This window comes from Emticicia sp. C21 (assembly GCF_003418935.1).
In the GTDB taxonomy this organism is placed as follows: Bacteria; Bacteroidota; Bacteroidia; order Cytophagales; family Spirosomataceae; genus Emticicia.
Window position 1 is genome coordinate 352881 of sequence record NZ_QVMT01000005.1, and the last position, 20477, is coordinate 373357.

Here is a 20477-nt window from a genome sequence, read left to right on the forward strand (position 1 = left end):
AAAATCAGCTTTTTACCAACTCTAATACATCATCTAAATACTCACGGGAATTGCTTAGACGAGGGACTTTGTTTTGCCCGCCTAATTTGCCACGTTTCGACATCCACTGATAAAAAGTACCGTTATCTACAAAATGTACTTTCGGCTCTAACAATGCCATATTCTTGAAACGTTTGGCATCATAGTCTGAGTTTACTTTGCGTAATGTATCATCTAAGACTTTTACAAAAACGTCTTTGTCATCCGGTTTATTAGAAAACTCTATTACCCATTCGTGTCCGCCTTTATTATCTCCCCCCATGTAGACAGGCCCGGCGGTATAATCTACCATCGTAGCACCAGTAGCCTTGCAGGCTTCGGTAATAGCAACATCGGCATTTTCAATAACTACTTCTTCACCAAAAGCATTGATAAAATGCTTGGTGCGGCCACTCACTTTGATTCTGAATGGATACTTGGAAGTAAATTTTACGGTGTCGCCTATTTTATATCTCCATAGACCTGCGTTAGTCGAAATCACCAAAGCGTAGTTTTTATCTAACTCAACTTCGTCGAGTAAAATGGTTTTCGGATGGTCTTTTTCCCATTCTTCCATTGGAATAAATTCGTAGAAAACACCATAATCTAACATCAACAGCATTTCACCTACGCGTCCTAGCTCGTCCTGAATGGCGAAGAAGCCCTCAGAGGCATTATAAGTTTCGAGATAGGTCACCTGGTCTGATGGGAAGAATTTAGTTTTGAATAACTCACGATAAGGTTGAAAAGCTACAGCTCCATGTACGAATACCTCAAAATTCTCCCATACTTCCAACATATTTTTCTTACCTGTTCGTTCCAGAATATTTTCAAGTAAGACCACTGTCCAGGTGGGTACACCCAGGATACTGGTTACATTTTCCTGTGAGCAAATCTCAATCATCTTCTCCATCTTTTCCTCCCAGCTTTCCAGAAGAGCTACCTCGACAGGAGGAGTACGGATAAAATCTGCCCAGGCAGGTAGATTCTTCGTAATCACAGCTGAAATATCTCCGGCCTGGGTATTGGCATTAAAGGGGTTGCTATGAAGTGTGCCACCTATTGATAAGCCTTTGCCTTCAAATAGTTTTGCGTCAGGGCGATTGTTGAGATATAATGTCATTACATCTTTACCCCCTCTGTAATGGCAATCTTCCAGTGATTCTTCAGATACCGGAAGAAATTTACTACGGGAATTGGTGGTACCTGATGATTTTGAAAACCATTTAATATCAGAAGACCACAGTATGTTTTGTTCTCCTTTCAATACCCTTTCGATATAAGGATAGAGCTCTTCATAGGTAGAGATAGGAACCCTCTCCTGAAAATCTTTAATAGTTTCTATGCTTCCGTAGCCGTATTTCAATCCCCATTCGGTATAACGGGCATTTTCAATCAGTTCATGGAATATTCGATTTTGCGTTTCAACAGGATATTGCAAAAACTCCTCAATACGCTCAATACGTCTCTTGATGAAGAAGCCAAGTATGTCGTTTAAAATGCTCACGCTCAGTAAAGTCTGCTTAAAAAACGGCCTAAATTATATAAATTTCTTTGTTCACGCACTATGTCAAAATCCTTGTTTTCACTAACAGCAGTTAAAGCATTAATCCTGTTGATTTACAGCCCTTTTGCCCGATCAGGATAATCAGTAATTACGCCATCACAACCCAATGCTTTCACTTTTTCCATTTCTTCTCTCTTATTAACCGTCCACGGAATCACCCTGATGCCTAAATCGTGTAATTGCTTTACACGTTCAGGGTTTACTTGTGTATAATATGGGCTCCAGATGTCTGGCTTAAAGCCCAATTTATCAATATTTGCTTGTATATCGTTGTTGGCTCTTGGGTCAAGCAATACAGCAATATCCATTTTTTTGTACTTACCTGCCTGAATCTGAGCATTCCAGTATTTCAGGATATTGTAATCGAAACTTTGCATGTTTACACGCTCCATAGGTAATTCTTTCGCAATGATATTATACACTAAATCTGAAAACTCCGGATAATCCGGTTGGGTTTTACCGATTTCTTTTTCATTGCTTTTAATCTCTACATTATATTTAACCGGAGGCAACCCTTTTTGTTTAGTGTATTTTTCAATCTCACGTATCATTTCTGTAAACAAAGGCTTATAGGTTTTCATTTTTTCCTGCTCCGGAAAGCCCTTGTTGCCGCGCAAACCTACATCATATTTTTTTATCTCCTTATAATCTAACGTATATAGATTTCCCTGAGTTTCTTTCGTAACCAATTCTCCTTTGGGGTCTGTAGTAATATCAGGATTAAAGTAAGTATCGTGCGATACAACCACCTTTTTATCTTTTGAAATGACAACATCTAATTCAATAACATGGGCACCTAAATCGATGGCTTTTTTGAACGATGGAATGGTGTTTTCAGGAACCAGACCACGTGCGCCACGATGTCCCTCAATTTGAAAAGGCATGGTTTGAGCGAAGGTTAAAATAGGAAATAAGAGCAATACTAAGATTTTCATGTGTATATAAGGTTGAATAATGAGACAAATTTAAACATTCCACCAATAGGTAAATTTTACAACCAGGCTTCGGTTCCGAACTTTAAAGGTATCAGAAAAATAGTTATCAGTATAAACCAGAAATAAATCTGATGCCGGACTATATCGCCATTGCAGGCGTGTATTGATATTAAAGTTGTTGTTCTGATTATTGAATTGTACGAAATTAGTCAGAAACAATTTATTTGTAAAGGTAACATCGATTTTCGGCCCAAGTAGCCAGAGATTATATTGTTTATTTATTAATTCTTTAGGCAGGATGGGGTCTTCTTTGAATGCCAGACGGTTGTAGTTGGCGCTTAAGGTTATAGCCACAAAAGGCTGAAAGCGGTAACCAATATCACCATTCAGGCGCAGACGTGTTCCATTGGCATAATAGCCACCATAGCGCGTAGAAACAAAATACGTTAATAAAGCCTGTGGTTTAGAGGTATAATCAAAACCTGCTGAATTCCATTGGTGCTCGCTACCTGTTGGCAAATAGGCTCTGGCATAATTGGTCGGGTCGAATGGGCTCAATAGTTTTACATAATTATGCGCTGCCCATACCATTAAAGTATTTGTTTTACGGAAATTGATTTTGTAAGCTATAAACTTCTCGTTTTCTGTTTCCTGAGAGAAGTCTTTGGTAAGGTAATGTGTCAGCATTACCTGTGGTCCATGACTCAATACGGCACCGCCTGGTTTTGGAAAAAATAAATAGGCTATCTGCGGGTTGAGCTTACTATAATTGATACGTGGTACATATCCTACTTCTGCCGAATAAGTCTGACCTACCTGTTCAACCTGTACTCCTGCCACCCATTTTTTATTGGTATAAAGAATGTTCCCGGCAAAAACGGCATCCTTGTTTTTTGTATTAGGTCCGAAAGAATTTAAGTATAAAAACTTACCTGTCCAGTCATTATTTTTAGAGGCGAGGTTATATTCAATGCCAATATTACGGTTAAATTGAGAAAGACTGTTCAGTCTGATTAAAGAATCGGACAAGCCTCCATAATTTAAGGTCTCTTTATTAACAAACATAATAGCTACATTAGAACGGGCAAACATCCGGCGCTGTAAGGCTATTACCCCAAAGTTTTGTGCAGGTACACCTACTTCATTTTTCCCGGTCTGCATATCCATAAATCCGATACGCCAGTCTTTATTCAATTTCCCGCTTAGTCGTGCGCCAAAATTGATAGGCGCATTTAAGCCGATTCGGCGCGAGAAGAACGGACGGATATTAGTATAGCCAAAATTGGCAAACAAGTCACCGTTTTCTAAGAAAAATTGTCTTCTTTCAGGAAACAATAGTTCAAAGCGGTCAAGATTGGTTTGCTGCTGGTCGACTTCCACTTGTGAGAAATCAGGATTAACTGTTAAATCAAGATTCAAGGATGATGTAAGGCCAATCTTCGCATCAAATCCGATATCACCTCTCAGTTTGGTTGGTGTTTTAGCTTCCTGATTGGCACTGATACCCCCAAGTGCATAAGGGATAATAGAGATATTAGAACCTGCTTGTGGTGGTGGCTGATCCCATACCAAAGAGGCACAATAAGCCAAAGAAGCTGTTGGGAATTGACGAGGGACAGGCGCCCAGGCCGATTTTTCAGTGGTTTTTAAGTCAAGTCGGCTGAAGTTTACTCCCCAACGCGTAATACCTTTTTTATAACGGAGGGTCTTAAAAGGAATGGCTGCTTCCCATATCCATTTGTCATCGTCATATTTTACTTCCGAAGTCCATTTATTTTCCCAGCTAAGGTTCGCAGCACTACCATTGTAGAGCAAGCCATCCCATTGCGCGCCGTGTGCATTGGCGCCGAAAGTAAAACCGTTAGTCTGGTCGTCGAAAGTATCTATAAATAGTAAGTCATTATCGTTTTTCCCGAAGGCAAAATCTCTTTTCAGAGATTCAACCATATAAGGGCCGGGGGCATAGTCATAATTGATGAATAGTATATAAAGATTCTTGTCATCATAGGTCATTTTTACCTCTGTTTTCACAAAGGCTCTGCTAGTATCCATCGGCAAAACCTGGTAAAAGTCAGTAGCGAGCTGTGCTTCTGCCCAAGCTCTTTCGTCAGGTATACCGTCTATTTTAATAGAAGAGGTGGCAGCATGTATGCGATACTCAATTTTATCGTTTTTCTTTTGGGCATAGGTAGTAAGAGAGAGAAAAACAAAAAGGTACAGTGATAGGGTAAAGTAAAAACGTTTTTCAAAGATAGGTTTCAAGTTTTTTATAGTTATAAGGTTGAGACAGTAAAGTTACGAAGCTAAAACGCAAAAACCTCACAAGTTTTTTAAAACTGTGAGGTTTTTACCTATTATTTATCGAATCTAAGTCTCTGTATTATTGTGCTGCTGCTTCTTCTGATGGGTCGCTTACTTTTTTCGATTGCATATCGAAAATCAATGAAATACGCCATGTATTAGCTAAGGCGCTACCTTGTGAAACCGGAATCAGATAAGCAAAGTCGATACCGTAACTGTTTTTCAATCTTAAGCCTAAGCCTGTAGTCACGTATTTATCGCCACCTTTATAGCTGCTTTGCATAAAATAACCAGTACGTACGGCAAATACATTGTTATACCAGTATTCAACACCTAAAGAAGCCGTGAACTCTCTTAATTCCTCTTTGAAACCATCAGGTGCATCAGCAAAAGACGAGAAGATAGCCTGAATAGAGCCAACCTCTGCCGGGTTTTTACCTTTAATGATGTTTCCGTTATTGTCTCTTAATGGAGGCGTAGGTACCAACAATTTATTTACATCAGCTAAGAAGTTGAACTGATTATAGTTATCTATTTTGTAGTTTAAGTTACCACCCAGTTTAAGGTTGGTTGGCAAGAAGTAACGGTCTCTGCCATAGTTGATTTTACCACCAAGGTTCTGAATAACTGCACCACCTGAGAAAGCAGCACCTTTTTCACGGTTTCTTACGGTTGGCGAATCGTTCATATAGAAAAACGAAAGGTCACCTGCTACTGTATTTCCCGGTTTACTTGCTACATTGTTAATTACCTGCGAGCCGATAAGATTTGAGTGAATATATTTGATATTCAAACCCATTGCCATATCACGATTCAATTTGCGGCTATATCCGGCAGCGATATTAAGGTCTCTTGACTGGAAAGTACCGGTATTTTCACCAAACATATTCGTGAACTCAAATTTACCCTGATTGAAGTAGGTCATTGATAAACCTATTACCTGATCTCTGGCCACTTTTTTGAAAACCGCCGCATGAAGAAGCCCCATATCATCTACTAAGTCTCTCAACCATGGTGTATACGAAACGGTTGAACCAAGGCTACGGTCAACGAATGGTAATTTGGCTGTATTCCAATACATAGAGTTGGCATCTGGGGTAGAAGCCGCTCCTGCATCACCTAAAGCTGCTCCTCTTGAATCAGGGGAGAAAGTAAGAAACGGAACAGCAGAAGAAACTACTCTTTTTTCAGTAGAGGGTTTTACTTGAGCCTGTGCTGAGAAAGAATTTATTAAAACTACACTTGCCAAAATGGCCAATAATTTGCTTTTCATGAGAGCTTTTTTTTCATTCTACCCAAAAATGGGGTACTTTAATATGATGTATGTATTGGATTCTATGAATTAAGGCATCAAATATAACAGATTTTCTTATTTACTTCCAAAATACTAATTTTCCTGAGGCGTAAGTTTTTATTCTATGGTCTAGAAATCTGGCAGTAATCCGGTAAAAATAAGTACCAACAACCCAATCTTGAGGGTCAATATTCATGCCAATGTCCAGTTTACTAAGGCATGAATAACATAACTCTGACTTCTCGAAAATTGTTCTGCCCAGTTTATCAAAAACCCTGACTTCAAACTCAATATCCTCACCTTCAGCATTATGTTCAATCAGAAAACTGGTTGCTCCCTGAAAAGGATTAGGGTAATTGTATGCTTGCAATAACCTGAACTTTTCGTTCTCTACTATGAACTCTAACGATGCCTCCGAGGAATTATTATAGATATCCCAGATTTTTAATTTAACGGTAAAGACACCTGCCGGGAGCTTGCCGAAAGCATATTTCAGAACACCTTTCGTATAATCTTCTTCACTCATAAAGTATTGATTGACAATGACTTGTAGTGTGTCATTGAGCGTAAGGATCATTTCGTGCCCGATTCCGGCCTGTGATAAATTAATGCCGCTTTCGTCGGTAATACGCGCTTCCAGTACGTTATTTGTATCTACAAATAGTTCAATTTCAGGACCTTTCGTATCGATGCTTGTAGCCGTCTCACTACCTCCTATCAATATTCTCTCAAAACTACCGATGGCATCGCTACTGCTATCAGCCAGAACGGCATAACAGGTGATTTTTCCCTGCCCTAACTGGTAATTAATATCTTTGGGAACAATAAAATTGACCGTGAATGCCCCGTTTTTAACGGCTACTTTACCTTCAAAGATTTTATTCTGATAAGTCTGATAGATAAACTTATCTGTTTTTTGCCCTAGCGTACTTATCGTTGAGGGTTTATCGAAAACAGAAACAATTACATAACCATTAAAATTTGTTTTTAGTTGATCAGACCCTGCTTCTTGTACGATTCCTTCAATATTTACTTTCTGTAGTGCTTTCAGTGTCTGGTTTTCAGGATTCTGATTGTTAATTTTTGTAATGGTTACTTTATCTGTCGGATACGCAAGCTTCATAGATGGGTCGCCTAACAAAGAAAAGTTACGGTTATTTACCCCACTCAACGAATTATTTTTGGTATCTCTGAAAATATCGCCCAATCGCCAACTCATCTTTTGTTTCTCTAAGACGAAAGCTGAGTAAAATGCGTTGTTTAGCAAAAAATTTGTGTAAGAATAAACGGGTCTGGTTGTAGTTAATAAACCGATAGCTCCACCTCTTGGACTAAGCATTGCTATTTCAGCACCAGATACTACTGAGGGGTCATCAAAACGGCCAAAGGAACAGGTGGCTGTTAGAAACAAGGGCATATTGCCTAAATTTCTCCAGGCTTCAATCTGGTCGATGGTTAGTATCTTTTCCTCTGTCCAACCATCAGGGCCACCGTGACCGCTATAATTGACTATCAGACTTCCTTCATTAACCGCTTTATTTAATGATTTATTAGCATCAGGGGCAATAGAGCCTGAAGAAGTGGAAACTTGTCTGAAATTATCTAAATAGATTTTATTGATAGCTACGTTTACATCCTGTGCACCAATCAGACCGGCAATCCTATCGGCATCTTCCTGATGAATATTGCCGTCGCCATCGTCGGCTACAAAGCTGAGCTTGCCGCGCCAGCGGCCTATAGTCTTTTTAGTCTGGGCATAGTAGATGAGTTTGTCTACCACATTTTTTGCTTCCTCAGTTGATTTAGCCGGAAGCCTGCCTACACTAATATCTAGTGTATGATTTCCCTGATTATTTTCTTCCCACCCGCCCTCATGCGTTTCAAGAAATCCAAAATAATCATCAGACGAGAAGCTAAAAATCGGATTCAATGATTCCCGGCTTTCGTAAGTGGGGATATACAATTTCGGGTTGACGTATGAAAACTGATTATTGTTTTTGTAATCGTAAGTAGCATCGCCGAATAAAAGCAGATATTTAAACTTAGCAGGAATTCTTAACCATAAAAAACGGGCAAAATCACGGATAGCACTTATATCAGGTTTGCCAGAGGCAAATTCATTATAAACTTCATCTACAGTGGCTACTAATACTGATAACTTATCATTTGTCCTTCTGAATTCAGCTAATCTTTCTGCTTGCGCTTTCCATTCGGGGAGCGTAACAATTAATAAATCGGGCACCTCTGCTTCATGCAGGTTCTGATTCGTTATTAGTTGAATCGTATTAGGTTCTAAAAGGTTTTTATCAGAGAATAGAACAAAGGTTTTTAAGGTATCTTGTGTATTTATCCCGAAACTGGCTTCTGAACCGTTGAGTGTATAGGTTATATTATCTGGCAATTGTGCATTACTAATATCCCAGATTTTAGATTGTGCATTGGCCTGAGTTAGTTTGAATTGCGTGTTGGCATAGTTGAGACTTTCTAAAGACCTAACCAAGGTTTGGCTCTCATAGAATTGCAAAGTGCGTTTGGCCTGTATTTCAAAGTAATTGAGATAAGCTGTTGCCGATGCCTGATTGAATTTATTGAAAGTATATGTCAGTTTGAGAGCATTTCCGGTTGGAGCAGTTGTGGTGAAAGTTGAGGTATTTTCTTTGCCTTTTAAATCATAAATGCCTTTGGCATCATATTGCCCTGCAATAATTGGCTGGAATGTTTGGATGCCAATAGGGGTATTATTAAATTTCAGATTGATTTGTGTTGAAACGTATGCTGTACCGACCGCAGAAAAAGTGATTTTTATGGGGGAATTGGCAACTAAGCCTTCAATCGTCTGGTCGAAAGATTGTTCGGTATTGATTCCAAAGGCCTCACCATACCATTCTCTTCCTGAGCCACTTAATTCTTTTGCTCCTGAACTTATCAGGTTTTTCTGGTTAAGTTCATGAAATCTGAAATCATCAAAAGAGGTGATTGTTTGGGAAGATTGTACTGTGTTGCCATTTTTAACCCTCAGCCCTTTTGTTTCACTAATAGTCAGGAAGTAGAAAGTTGAATCTGAATAATAGTTATTCTGATGTTTTAATCTTTGTGCAGTAGCGTCATACGATACAGTATTCGGGCTTTCGGCGTAGAAAAGTACATAATCACTATCATCAAATTTGCCATCAGCTTCTCCCACTACCTCAATGGAATTTTCTATTAAATCAGTTGGGCGGGGTTGGTTATTAACTTGCGGCAATAATGCTCCACCATTGCCGTATAATCTTATATTCTGCGGATTGATTTTGCTGATCTCTATCCCGGCTTTTCTCAGGAAAGCGGCATTAATTTTATGAACGCCTGTCTGAGTAGTAGCTATTTTATACCAGGTGCCTTTGCTTAAAACGGAAGATTGCGCCTGAATGAATGGGGCGTATAACAGACCCATAAAGCCTATGCAAAGCCATCTCCCGTATTTCAAGGAGATAGACCAAACGCCGGAAAAGACTTTATTTGGGTAGTAAAGATTCATTTATTTATTATGCTTCTACTAAATCGACCCTCGCGGTGGCCAGAATAGTATACCTTCTTTTGCTAGCTCGCTCCATACAAAGGATGCGTGTACGACGTTTTTCTAATCGTTGGAAAACTGTATTCCGAAAGGTAAACCATTGATTGTCGCCAACTTCCGACAATAAAATGCCACTTTTTTCTCCCAACTCAAAACTCTGCAAAGCTCTGGCCAATGGCGCATAACTTACTGACGAAGCTGCAGGATTACTCATATAATGCGTCAATGGAATTAATATTGTTTCAGGAAAAACGTTCAGATTGAGGATTGGTGACATCAATACCTGGAAATTTTTTTTCCATTCTTTGCCATGCGGCTCAATTTTCCTGCGCGATTTGCCTAACCAGGCTCTTTGATGCGCTATTTCATGCACATAGGTTATTACAAAGGCATATAAGCTCAGGTCATTATTAACTGTAATTTTATGCTGACCATCCTTATATATATAATTACCAAAACAGGTACTACGGGAGCGGGAGATTTTAAACGAAAAAGGTTGTTCTTTCCATAAATCAAAACAATATTCCACAGCATCGGCAGGTACATGCTTGGTAAGCATTTCGTGCATTTTTTTGGCTACTTGTGGGGTATAACTATTCACCGGAGGCGCAGCCGCAGGTATAGGTGTTGGTTCCTGGAAATTCTTTTTAACTATCTTAAATAACTGAGAAAGGGACATTAGAAAACACTTTTTATCAAAATTCAATCTCATTTCTACTCTTTTGTTATACAACAAATGCAGTAGATTTCTGGTATTCAGGTTTATTCTAACTAGCTAACAAAAATAAGCCGATAAATATTTCATTTTGGCTATTAAATTATGATTTTACGGTTAATTAATGATTTCTAGCTGATTCTACTCCAGTTGGTTTCGTTGCTGCGCAGGTTTTGGATATGGTGCCTGATGGGTGCATTTTCAGCACTCTGGATATCGGGGTCGTTTTCTAATATCTCTATAGCTGCCTCGCGAGCATATTTCAGTATTTCACCATCTTTGGCTAAATCGGCTACTTTTAAGTCCAGCATTCCACTTTGTTGGGTACCTGCCATATCACCAGGTCCTCGTAATGATAAATCAACCTCCGAAATCTCAAAGCCATTATTGGTGCGCACCATGGTTTCTATGCGGGTACGGGTTTCTTTGGCTATTTTATAATCGGTCATCAGAATACAATATGATTGCTCGGCTCCTCGCCCTACACGACCTCTCAACTGGTGCAATTGTGATAGACCGAAACGATTGGCACTTTCAATGACCATTACAGAGGCGTTGGGTACATCAACCCCTACTTCAATAACGGTCGTAGCCACCAGGATCTGGGTTTCTTTATTTTTGAAACGCTGCATTTCGTAATCTTTCTCTTTCCAGCCCATTTTGCCATGAACTATGCTCAGCATATATTCGGGGAAAGCTCTGGCTATACTCTCATAGCCATCCATCAGATTTTTGAAAGAAAGCGTTTCAGATTCTTCAATCAATGGATAAACAATATATACCTGACGGCCTTTTCTGATTTCGCTTCGTAGAAATTCAAATACCCGTAGACGGTCAGAATCATATCTATGACTCGTTTGAATTGGTTTACGACCCACAGGCAACTCATCAATCATGGACACATCTAAATCTCCATAGAGGGTCATAGCCAGAGTTCGAGGGATAGGGGTCGCCGTCATGACCAGAATATGAGGTCTGAAATTTGGGTTTTTCTCCCATAGCTTTGCTCTTTGGGCAACGCCAAAACGGTGCTGTTCGTCGATGATGCATAAGCCTAAATTTTTGAACTGCACATGGTCTTCGAGTAGGGCATGTGTACCTACCAGAATATTGATGCTGCCATCCTGCAGACCCTCAGCCATGATTCGTCTGGCTTTTTTGCCTACAGAGCCTGTTAATTCGGCAATTTTGATACCTATTAAATCGGCAAAGCGTTTGAGTCCTGTATAATGTTGGTCGGATAGAATTTCGGTAGGTGCCATCAGACAAGCTTGCGCATTGTTGTCAATAGCCAATAGCATGGTAATGAATGCTACGATGGTTTTACCACTTCCTACATCACCTTGCAATAAGCGATTCATTTGCTTACCTGATTTCAAATCCTCAAAAATCTCACGGATTACCCGTTTTTGTGCCCCTGTTAAATCAAAGGGCATGTGGTGCTGGTAAAACTCGGTGAGTAACTGGGTTTTGGTAAATATCTGTCCTGCGTAATTCTCTCTTCTAATTAGCTTTTGCTTGATTAGACGAAACTGATTGTAGAATAATTCTTCAAATTTCAGTCGTCTTTTGGCCTGTTTGAGTGCCTCAAAATTGATGGGTATATGAATATGGTAAATCGCCTCCTGCTTAGAAATCAGGCGGAATTTCTGAATCAGTGGTTTGGGTAAAGTTTCATGGATATGCTGCACCGCCGATTCCAGCAACGTTTTCATCCAGCGGCTTATCTGCTTACTATCCACATATCGTCTACGGATTTTATCAGTAAGTGGATAGATCGGTTGGAAGTAGCCTCCGCGTTCGTTTTCGGGGGTAAGCACATCCATTTCAGGGTGACTTATCTGCCATCTGCCATTAAAAGATGTTGGTTTGCCGTAAACAATATAATCCCCTTGCAGACGCAAGGTTTTTTCCAGAAAAGTGATGCCCTGAAACCAGCTTAACTCCAGGATTCCGGTGCCATCGGTAAACTGCGCGATTAGTCTTTCTTTAGAACCCTCGCCCATGCGTTCCCAGGAGCGTAAGCGGCCTTTAATCTGGGCACCGGGCATGGCTTCATTCAGTTCGCTGATGCGATGAAATTCTGTGCGGTCTTCGTGACGAAAGGGATAGTACTCTATTAAATCACCAAAAGTAAATATATTCAGTTCCTTATTAAGGAGTTCGGCTTTCGCACTACCTACACCCTTGAGGAATTCAATTTTTGTATCAAAAAAAGATGTTCTTCGCTCGCTCATAATCCCTAATTTAGTAGCAACGGCAAATTTGAGCAAATTTTTTTTGATTTTTTATAAAAAAGCCTTTACATTTGCAGTCCATAAATGGAATGGAGGTCTTAGCTCAGTCGGTTAGAGCGTCGGATTGTGGTTCCGAAGGTCGTGGGTTCGAGCCCCATATTCCTCCCTTGATATTCCCCTTGAAAATGTTTTCGAGGGGAATTTTTGTTTTTATGCTTATTTTAGCTTGAGCGCTTTAGAATAAAGTCCTATTTATCGCAGGTATAAGTATACTGTTCATAGCTTGTTAGCGTTCCATTACGGAAGAGGGTCATTTTAGAAATATTATCCTGTCTGTATTCAAAAACTGTCTTGTAAGAATAAGCTATTTCTCCTTTACTATTGAAAGTTGACTCTGTTTTTTCAACTAATTTATTATTTTTATAGGTAAATACCTCTTCGGATTCCTTATACTTGTTGTCAACAAATACAGTAATTTTTATGACATTCCGATCAGCCCCATACTCGTATTTTTCAGTTTCAGATATAGAGTTATCTGGTCTTAAAGTCTGCTTTTCAATTAATCTGTTCTGTGCATCATATTTATACGCATTATCAAACACCTGTGCCGAGATTCCACCAGGTAGATTACGGTTAATAGTTCTAATTAATAAAGTATCCTTATAATAGTAAGTCTCTTCGTAATGCAACGAAACCTGGTTATCTCTTGAACTCTTAAAAATAAGCTTACTTTTTTTTGAATCAGGGTTATAAGAATATTTATACAAATAAGTAATCGGACCCAAAACTGTATTCTCTTCAATCAATAGCTTGCGGTCATAGAGATAACTTGTTGTGTTTGATGCAGATTTTTTGTTTGTTATCTGTCCATCTGAGTTATACTGGTATAATTCGGTATCGGTAACAGTACCATTTGCTCCAGCATAATCATATTTTATTGAAGCTAATTGCCGTTTGCTATTATAGGTATAAGTCTCCCTATATGTTATTTTACCCTGAGAGTCAAACTTAGTTCGTTTGGCAACTAAGCATATATTACCCAATGATGGAGAGATATTTTCCGGTTCTTTTTTACAAGCGTTCAGGAAAAAGGCAAATGGTAATAATACCAAAAGAGAAAATTTTATAGAAATAGAACTTTTCATAATCAGGCAAAAGCATTTTAAATAGTAGTTATTAGAAATCTCATTCATTTCGGTAGATTATAACTAATTTCATCTTCCATTAAGCAATAATAGAGAACAATAATGGAATTGCAAAAAATGATTATTTAGTATAGAGGTTATTAGACTTATTAATGCTTCAACTCCCACACATTTTCAATAAATTGCTATTGTAGCAATTGAATTATCTCCAATCCCACAAAAATTAATATCTAATTACAATAAATACCCGCTAGATTCAATTATTGAATTTTACGTATAGCTATTATGCACTTCAAAGCCACTAAAGTCAATTTAAAAGATATTCTTTCCTATCGGGATTTGTATGTGCAGGAAATGAATCGCCAAATCAGATACAATGCCTGCCATGAACGTGGCTGGTCGGATTCTTATCTTTTATATGTTGATGAAATAGTGATTGGATATGGCTCTGTAAAGGGGCAAGAGATTGTGGATAGAGATACGATTTTTGAGTTTTATCTGCTTCCCTTACATCAGCATTTGGCAACACGTGTTTTTGATGTGCTGTTAGAGGTTTCAAACGCAAAATATATTGAGCCACAAAGCAATGCCTTATTGCTTACGAGCATGCTTTATGAATTTGCTACAAATATAAGGGCTAATGCTATTTTGTTTGAAGAAGATAGAATAACTAATTTATCAGTTTCTGAGATAGTTTTTCGTTCAAAAGAAGAGTATGAGAAAACTTTTAGCAAAAAGGTAGAAGATGGAAGTGGTTATGTATTAGAGAAAGCCGGAGAGATTGTAGGTTCAGGAGATTTTCTATTGCATTATAACAAACCTTTTGCAGATTTGTATATGGAAGTAACCGAAAGCCATAGAAACAAAGGTTTAGGCTCCTACCTGATCCAAGAATTAAAAAGGGTATGCTATCTAGAGGGCAGAATACCAGCAGCCCGATGCAATGTTCATAATAGGGCTTCCAAGGCTACTTTGCTAAAAGGGGGGTTGAGGGTTGCAGGGTGTATGCTTTTGGGAGAAGTAAAAAAGGAAGTATAGTAATATTCAAATTTTAATCACTCATTCACTCAATAAATCATGACTTACAACATTCTAAACGGCGATGCTTTAGCATATTCTTTCGGAGAGGCTGGTATTGCAGGCGAAATTGTTAGTACCAGAGAAGCCCTGATTGACGGGAGCCTGGCTGGAGATACTTTGACTGAATTCTGGCAAAATCGAGCTGATAGTTTGGGGATTAGTTTAGAAGAATATCAATCTTATTCAGCTAGTGAATTTAATAAAATTCTGAATGCACCAGACAATTCCACGTTTAATCTTTGGTTTGGGTATGATTTATTTTGCCAAGCCAATGTCTGGTTTGTTTTATCATTGATTGATGGCTTAAAGATTAGTAAAGAAGTATATATGGTTTATCCGACTTTTCTGGCTGAGGCAGACATCTGGAAAGAATTTGGGCGTGCTGATTCTGACGACTTGAGAGTAAGTTTTTCAAAAAAAGTACGCTTTACTGAAGAGGATTTTCAGTTAGCAAGAGAATTATGGAAAGCCTATAAAAATCAGGATTTACTTAATTTGGCTCAATTGGCGGAGAGAAAATCGGTTTGTTTTCCATACTTAAAGGAGGCAATTCAGGCTCATATTGAGCGTTTTGCTCTAGATGGAGCATTGAGCAGACCGGAACGTGTGCTGACAGCTATTCTACAAAAAGGGGAGACTGATTTTTATAAAGTTTTCGGTCAGTTTAGCGAACAGGAGGGTGTTTACGGCTTTGGTGATATGCAGCTAAAACCGATTTACGATAAACTGACGGCACAAGAGTGCTGATATTTCAACAAAAAAACTTCATGGCGTTTGACGAGTTTTTGCTGTTTTTATTAATTTCGTTTACAAATATTTATCTGTATGCTTAAAACTTTGTTTTTGATTTGTTTTTCATCGATGGCTGTTGCGCAGGGCATTAAACCAAATGTAATTGGAGATTGGATAAAAGAAGATATTCAATTAAGGGATGGGAGTCCGATTTTAGATAAGGCAGTAAAGAGTATACAATTGCGCTATATTTTCGATAAAAACGGTACTTCACGGGTGGTTTATGATGGTAAAGCCGGAGACAGACCTTATCGGATAAAACATGATACACTTATTATTGGAAGTGATACTTTCTACAAAATAGAGAAAGCGAGTGATATTAAACTGGTTCTTCAACAAATCTCAGCTGACTCTGCGGCTAATTCTCTCAAATTGATATTTACGCCTGCCAATCTGTATAATATTGGCTTTATGCCGGAGAAATATCGCACCAAAGGTGGAGATACGATTTATGTGTATAAGCCTAATTATCTGGAGCCTTTCTTTATGGATGCCGACATGAATGCAAGCCAGTATATTTCTGATAACTTCGATTTTCCGGAATACAGAACAGGTGATTTTTATACCAGATTTATTATTACTACCACAGGAGAAGTAAAAGGAATTGAGATTTTAAGAAGTACTAGCGAACGGTTTAATAATAAACTGATTGCTGCCATTAAGAAAACCGAAGGAAAATGGAAGCCTGCTATATGGGAGGGGAAACCCGTAAATGTAGAAGTAATGATGGGTTTTGATCTAGGTTGGTCAGAGAAACAAGCCGGACAAAATTCTTCAATCTCGCAAGAATCAGACGAAGAGAAAATTCAGGAATCAAATGAATTTCTGGCAGAGGGGAAATATAATCTGACTCTAAGAAACTATAACGAGGCTATAAGAAATTATACATGGAGTCTGGATAAAAATCCTTTGAATATTGATGCTTATTATGGCAGAGCAAGTGCCTATGCTATGAAAAAGGATACCAAAAAAATGTGTGAAGATTTACTACAACTCAAAAATCTGCAGCAAGCGAAGGGTACTGAGTTATGGAATAAGTTCTGCAATAAATAATTTAGTGATTGAGTGATTGAGTGATTAAAATATTTAATAACCAATTTTTCAATCACTCATTCACTAAATCATGCAATCACTCAATATTTTTTACGAGGCTATCCAGCTGAATTCGTATTCTAAGGTTGGTACTTTCGTGCGTTCTGCTACTCTTCTCAGGCGGCTTGGTAGAGCCATCAGGTAATCTCTGGCGCGTTCACCTGCATCGTTTAAGCTGGTTACGCTGGCTATTTTCCATTCGTCTAATAGAGACTCCATGATTTCGATGTAATCCATTGTCGTATAAACCCCTAAACGTTGGGCTGCATCAGAGAAATGTGAGAATGTTTGTCCGATTTTTACGCCTGATTCTCTCAGGAAGTGTGCCGGCATCACAATTTTCTTTTTCATCATATCTTCAAAGGCCAGCATCATTTCTGATGGATCAACTTCAAAAATATTGCTGATAAAAGTCTTATATGCTTTGGCATGTCGCATCTCGTCAGACGCAATCACCCCGCACATTTTAGACAATAAATTATTGCTGTATTTTTTGGCTAAAGTAGCTGTGCGACGATGCGAGATATTGGTAGCTAATTCCTGAAAAGACGTATAAACAAAGTTACGATAAGGGTCACGGCCTGTACCAATATCAAAGCCATCGGCAATGAGATATTGGGTTGAGGTTTCCATAGCGCGCATATTTACACGGCCTGATAAATACAAAAATTTATTCAATAAATCTCCATGACGATTTTCTTCGGCTGTCCATCCACGTACCCATTTTGCCCAACCGTTGGGTTCATCTACCTGGTCAATTCCCACTACATCTACTAACCACGATTCGTAGGTTGGTAAGGCTTCTTCTGTGATGGTGTCGCCGATTAATACCGCTATATAGTCATATGGCAATTCTCTGGCATTCTCTTGTATCAGTTTTACTTCTTGAAAAAAGTTTTCGTTTGTTGAGTCAGGAAGAAAGTCTGAAGGTTGCCAATTAGTCTCGATGGGTTTCAGGAATTCGTCGAAAAAGTAGTCAATTTTTTGTCCGACAAATTTCATTACCTCTAATCTTGAATTGGATAATTCCATGATAATATCTTTTAAAGCTCTGTTATTTTTAAAAACGATACAAGTTAAATGTTATTTAGCTAAAAACAGTAAAATATTGAGTCAATTTGTGATAGAAACCTTTTTCTGCCTATTTTTGCACAAAAAGAAAATTGCATGAAAAAAATTCTTGATTACGTATTGAGTGTTATTTATTTACTCTATTTTGGATTATTATTAATTGTTTTTCATGTAATTCAGGTAATTGCTTTCAATGTTTTTGGCAAAAAAGCCCATAAAAAATCAGTCGACCTCTTTAATCTGGCGCTTAATACAAGTTATTATGTAACAGGTACGAGCGTTCGTTTCAAGCAACTGGAAGAGTATCCAACCGACCGACCTATCATCTTTATCGCTAATCATCAGAGTACTTTTGATATTCCGGGCATTATCTGGTACCTCAGAAAACACCAACCTATTTTTGTATCTAAACAAGAATTAGCTCATGGGATTCCGGCTATTTCTTATAACTTACGTATCAGTGGTGCGGCTTTGATTGACCGCAAAGATGGCAAGCAGGCTGTCTCAGAAATTCTACGGCTAAGTAAATATATTCATGAAAATAATTTCTCGGCTGTTATCTTTCCAGAGGGGACACGTTCTAAGACAGATGAAATGAAGCAATTTGCTGAAGGTGGTATTTCGGCTTTGTTGAAAAGAGCGCCAAATGCTTTGGTAGTACCGATAGCTATTCAAGGTACACGTAGATTTAACCCAACGAATGGGATGTTTCCATTAACCTCTTTCTCAAAATTATCATGGACAGCGTTGAAAGGGATTGAGCCTAAGGGGAAGACTACGAAAGAAGTGGCTGATGAGGCTAGAGCGGCTATACAGGCCGTTTTGGATGGGAATAAGGGATGATTTAAACACGGATATAAACAAAAAAGACATAGGTTACCTATGTCTTTTTTGTTTATTCGTAGAGACGTAACGGTTCGCCGCGCGATGCATTACGTCTTCATTGGTCTGTCTATAACGAGAATAATTATCTATCTTTTTAAACCCATTTATCTAAATCCGTTTATTGGATTGGATAGATCCTTGGAAACGTATCGCATCGCAACGGCGAACCGTTATGTCTCTACTATAATATCACAACGCCGCTCCTGCAGTCTCCACCTCCGGTGCGATTTTCTTTACTAAGCCTTGTAATACTTTGCCCGGCCCACATTCTACAAATTTGGTGGCACCGTCTTCGACCATGTTTCTAACGGTTTGTGTCCAACGCACAGGTGCTGTTAATTGGGCAATCAGATTGGCTTTGATTGTGCCAATATCTGTTGATGGGATGGCATTTACATTCTGGTAAATCGGACAAGTAGGAGTCGAGAAATTGGTTTCTTCAATGGCTTTTGCCAATTCTTCGCGAGCAGGTTCCATCAAAGGTGAGTGGAAAGCGCCACCAACTTGTAAAACCAGGGCTCTTTTTGCTCCGGCAGCTTTCAGTTCTTCGCAGGCGATATTTATACCCTCAATGCTTCCTGAAATAACTAATTGTCCCAGACAGTTATAGTTAGCAGCCACTACTACATTATCTGCTGATTTCTCAGTGATAGCCGCACAAATATCTTCTACTACTTTATCGTCTAGATTTAAAATTGCAGCCATTGTTGACGGGTTCAATTCACAGGCACGTTGCATAGCAGCGGCTCTTTGCGCAACTAATCTCAAACCATCTTCAAATGACAATGCTCCTGCAGCTACCAAGGCAGAAAACTCACCTAATGAGTGTCCGGCTACCATATCGGGTTTAAAATCAGGAAGATTTAAGGCTAGTATAACCGAGTGAAGAAAGACAGCTGGTTGTGTAACATTGGTTTGTTTCAGGTCTTCGTCTGAGCCCTCAAACATAATTTTGGTGATGTCAAAACCGAGTATTTCGTTGGCTTTATCGAAAAGCGCTTTGGCCTGGGGAAAATTTTCGTACAAGTCTTTGCCCATTCCACTGAATTGAGCCCCTTGTCCCGGAAAAACGTAAGCTGTCATAAGTAAGATTTTGTATTGTCTGTTGGTTGTTATTTTGCTTGCATGCTTTTACGAATATCAATTCGCTCAGGCACAATCATAGCCATAGAATAGCGTTGACGAATGGCATTGTAGAATCTTTCAGCGTCCATGCGGCTTGTGAAATCTCCTGCTTTAAGTCTGTAAGTAGGCTGACTGAATGTAAGATAGGTATTCAAATCAGGGAAATTCTGATAGATATAGGATTTGGCTTCATCTACTTCACGGCGTTCGTTCCCTACATATACCTGTATTCTATATCCGGCTGAATAACGGATATTTTTGTTATGCACCGACATTGAGTCCAGGGCTTTGTCAACCTGTTTGTTGACATTCATAGGAATCTCGTCTTTAACGGCATTATATACGTTGTCTCTGTTGATTTTGCCGTCTTTGCTATCAATATCAGGTTTTTTATCGTATGATAGGCGAACGGCTGATAAATCTTCTTCATATTCACCAACTATGCCGCCTTTAGTAGGTGTGGCAGCTCTTTTACAAGAATAAAAAACTCCCGTCAGAAAAAGACAAAATACTACTTTGGTGAGAATCTTCATAGGTTTTTGTTTTTAAATGGGGTTTCTGTTAACAATAATTCGTCAAAATTATAAAATATTCTTTTTACAGGATATAACACTTTTAAACTTATTTCTGTTTTGCTAAAAACGATCTGAGCTGACTTATATTT

15 protein-coding genes and 1 tRNA gene are annotated in these 20477 nt (G+C 38.7%); 5 read left to right on the forward strand and 11 right to left on the reverse strand.

Annotated elements, in window-relative coordinates; translation table 11 throughout:
* Positions 1–4 precede the first annotated feature (4 nt).
* From D0T08_RS14130 to recG, 7 genes are all read right to left on the reverse strand, one after another.
* Positions 5–1525 (reverse strand): GH3 auxin-responsive promoter family protein, encoded by a 1521-nt coding sequence (locus tag D0T08_RS14130; RefSeq protein WP_116983298.1) that lies wholly within the window; start codon positions 1523–1525, stop codon positions 5–7.
* A 113-nt stretch (positions 1526–1638) separates the two neighbouring features.
* Positions 1639–2520: a glycerophosphodiester phosphodiesterase family protein gene (locus D0T08_RS14135; RefSeq protein WP_116983299.1), complete on the reverse strand. Its 882-nt coding sequence runs from the start codon at positions 2518–2520 to the stop codon at positions 1639–1641.
* A 30-nt stretch (positions 2521–2550) separates the two neighbouring features.
* Positions 2551–4773 (reverse strand): DUF5916 domain-containing protein, encoded by a 2223-nt coding sequence (locus D0T08_RS14140; protein ID WP_116983402.1) that lies wholly within the window; start codon positions 4771–4773, stop codon positions 2551–2553.
* Between the two features lie 127 nt (positions 4774–4900).
* Positions 4901–6094, reverse strand: coding sequence for a type IX secretion system outer membrane channel protein PorV (gene porV / locus D0T08_RS14145; RefSeq protein WP_116983300.1), 1194 nt, complete (start codon positions 6092–6094; stop codon positions 4901–4903).
* Positions 6095–6194: 100 nt separating this feature from the next.
* On the reverse strand, positions 6195–9632 hold the full coding sequence (porU, locus tag D0T08_RS14150) for a type IX secretion system sortase PorU (protein ID WP_116983301.1): 3438 nt from the start codon (positions 9630–9632) through the stop codon (positions 6195–6197).
* Positions 9633–9639: 7 nt separating this feature from the next.
* Positions 9640–10350, reverse strand: coding sequence for a SprT-like domain-containing protein (locus D0T08_RS14155; RefSeq protein ID WP_116983302.1), 711 nt, complete (start codon positions 10348–10350; stop codon positions 9640–9642).
* 167 nt (positions 10351–10517) lie between these two features.
* Positions 10518–12623, reverse strand: a complete 2106-nt coding sequence (gene recG / locus D0T08_RS14160) for an ATP-dependent DNA helicase RecG (protein ID WP_116983303.1) — start codon at positions 12621–12623, stop codon at positions 10518–10520.
* Between the two features lie 91 nt (positions 12624–12714).
* Between recG and D0T08_RS14165 the strand changes: the two genes are divergently transcribed.
* A tRNA-His gene (locus D0T08_RS14165) sits at positions 12715–12790 on the forward strand.
* A gap of 81 nt (positions 12791–12871) precedes the next feature.
* Here the strand turns inward: D0T08_RS14165 and D0T08_RS14170 are convergent.
* Positions 12872–13768 (reverse strand): hypothetical protein, encoded by an 897-nt coding sequence (locus tag D0T08_RS14170; RefSeq protein WP_116983304.1) that lies wholly within the window; start codon positions 13766–13768, stop codon positions 12872–12874.
* 285 nt (positions 13769–14053) lie between these two features.
* Here D0T08_RS14170 and D0T08_RS14175 point away from each other — a divergent pair, with 285 nt between their 5' ends.
* From D0T08_RS14175 to D0T08_RS14185, 3 genes are all read left to right on the forward strand, one after another.
* On the forward strand, positions 14054–14806 hold the full coding sequence (locus tag D0T08_RS14175) for a GNAT family N-acetyltransferase (protein ID WP_116983305.1): 753 nt from the start codon (positions 14054–14056) through the stop codon (positions 14804–14806).
* Between the two features lie 39 nt (positions 14807–14845).
* Positions 14846–15595, forward strand: coding sequence for a DUF1835 domain-containing protein (locus D0T08_RS14180; RefSeq protein WP_116983306.1), 750 nt, complete (start codon positions 14846–14848; stop codon positions 15593–15595).
* Positions 15596–15673: 78 nt separating this feature from the next.
* Positions 15674–16693, forward strand: coding sequence for an energy transducer TonB (locus D0T08_RS14185; protein ID WP_116983307.1), 1020 nt, complete (start codon positions 15674–15676; stop codon positions 16691–16693).
* A 90-nt stretch (positions 16694–16783) separates the two neighbouring features.
* On the opposite strand, the gene D0T08_RS14190 is transcribed toward D0T08_RS14185, so the two are convergent.
* Positions 16784–17764 carry an acyl-ACP desaturase gene (locus D0T08_RS14190; RefSeq protein ID WP_199538163.1) on the reverse strand — a complete coding sequence of 327 codons (981 nt, stop codon included), beginning with the start codon at positions 17762–17764 and terminating at the stop codon, positions 16784–16786.
* A gap of 135 nt (positions 17765–17899) precedes the next feature.
* On the opposite strand from D0T08_RS14190, the gene D0T08_RS14195 reads away from it, so the two are divergent.
* Positions 17900–18646, forward strand: coding sequence for a 1-acyl-sn-glycerol-3-phosphate acyltransferase (locus D0T08_RS14195; protein ID WP_116983308.1), 747 nt, complete (start codon positions 17900–17902; stop codon positions 18644–18646).
* Positions 18647–18877: 231 nt separating this feature from the next.
* On the opposite strand, the gene fabD is transcribed toward D0T08_RS14195, so the two are convergent.
* Positions 18878–19771: an ACP S-malonyltransferase gene (gene fabD, locus D0T08_RS14200; RefSeq protein WP_116983309.1), complete on the reverse strand. Its 894-nt coding sequence runs from the start codon at positions 19769–19771 to the stop codon at positions 18878–18880.
* 29 nt (positions 19772–19800) lie between these two features.
* Positions 19801–20346, reverse strand: coding sequence for an SPOR domain-containing protein (locus D0T08_RS14205; RefSeq protein WP_116983310.1), 546 nt, complete (start codon positions 20344–20346; stop codon positions 19801–19803).
* Positions 20347–20477: the final 131 nt, after the last annotated feature.